The 1357-nt window shown below is 58.1% G+C and carries 3 protein-coding genes; all 3 read left to right on the forward strand.

All coding sequences use genetic code 11. The features are described from left to right. Positions 1–410 (forward strand): hypothetical protein (locus ABWQ00_RS16095; RefSeq protein ID WP_353239669.1); only part of this gene is annotated, 410 nt, incomplete at its 5' end. Beyond that, positions 362–829, forward strand: coding sequence for a hypothetical protein (locus ABWQ00_RS16100; protein WP_353239670.1), 468 nt, complete (start codon positions 362–364; stop codon positions 827–829). The genes ABWQ00_RS16095 and ABWQ00_RS16100, both read left to right, overlap by 49 nt. 207 nt (positions 830–1036) lie before the next feature. Further along, on the forward strand, positions 1037–1240 hold the full coding sequence (locus ABWQ00_RS16105; RefSeq protein ID WP_353239671.1) for a hypothetical protein: 204 nt from the start codon (positions 1037–1039) through the stop codon (positions 1238–1240). Positions 1241–1357: the final 117 nt, after the last annotated feature.

Consider the following 1357-nt stretch of genomic DNA (forward strand, 5'->3'; position numbering starts at 1 on the left):
CATCAAAAACAGCATTCCAGCGATGTGCTGCCACTCCTATCTGCGAGTCGGGTGATCAGTTGCAGGAAACCATCCCTGCCAGCCAACCCAGAGAGCCGGAGGCCCCAGCTGCGAAGCGTGCGAGGCCGGGGGCCAAGACTCAGAAGCGTGCAGAGCCAAAGCCCCGAAGCAAGAATCATAATGTCACGCAGGAGGTCATGACGATGCAGATTCCGGAGGTGATCCAGGACGTGATGCCGGAGGCGATTGAGCACGCGATGCAGCAGCGGATCGAGGACGGTGAGCCAGAGGTCAGCATGGAAAACAACCAATCGTCTCAGGGGGCCAGTCCAGCGCCTCCAGCAATGACAGGCACAGCAACTTGGCCAAGCAGCACAATAAGGAGTACGCAAAGCTCAACTACCGCCTGAAGGCGTCAGGCAACAGTCGTGCCCAAGAGAAGTGGAAGCAGATGAACTACGCGAGCAAGCAGGCCTGGCTGGCCAAGTTCCAGATGGATCCGAGCATGGCCTGGCTGGAGGCTGAGACGGAGATGCAAACAGGGTCCATTCGCCGCACCGAGGGCAAGGTGGAGCCGTTGACTCAAGCTCAACTGGGCGGACCCATGTACCTCAACTCGTATGAGCATGCTCGCGTGATCTTCGAGTCTGACCTCTGCAAGCACCTCATCATCGACCATCCTGTCCCAGCCTTGAGTGCTGCAGATCGAGTGGAGTACCACATGGAAGTCGGCAGCCGACTTCTTCCAGGACATCGCCAAGGTGAAGGCCACTGGTTCAATGGACGTCGACAGCTACAACAAGGTCAGGGAGGGGATGCAGACGACTGACCTCGACCATGGTGAGCCCAAGAAGTCCCCGACCAAGCCGAAAGAAATGTCCAAGGCACAGAATCAGCAGAAACAGGAACGACTGGACAAGCAAAAAAAACCCTGGCTGCTGCTCAAACTACGGTGCTGAAGCTGACCACGACCTTGTCGCCAAGCACTCTCGACCCCTTGATGGGTCGCTTGGGAAGTCGTCCATGGGGAGCTGCTGTGACTCCGAAGATCACCAGCCTCGTCGATGAGACCAAGGCCATCGTCCGTGAGTTGCACCACAAGTGGAGTGACGGCTGCCTCGAGCTGAAGAACAACCCTGGCTTCGACACGTCTGAGATCATCGAGATGACCAAGCAGGCCCAGACCAAGTACAATGAGCTCGACAGCACCTACTTGTGCGACTTGAGGGCCTTGAAGTGAGCCCTCAACGGCATGGAGCATTGCTGGCATGGGGGAACATGCCGGCTGCCCCGTGGTAAGATAGAAACGGTGTCGGAGAGTGGGGGAGGGGAGGGAGGGAGAAGACGGACGGTGGCG

The organism is Limnohabitans sp., assembly GCF_040400975.1.
GTDB lineage: Bacteria > Pseudomonadota > Gammaproteobacteria > Burkholderiales > Burkholderiaceae_C > Limnohabitans_A.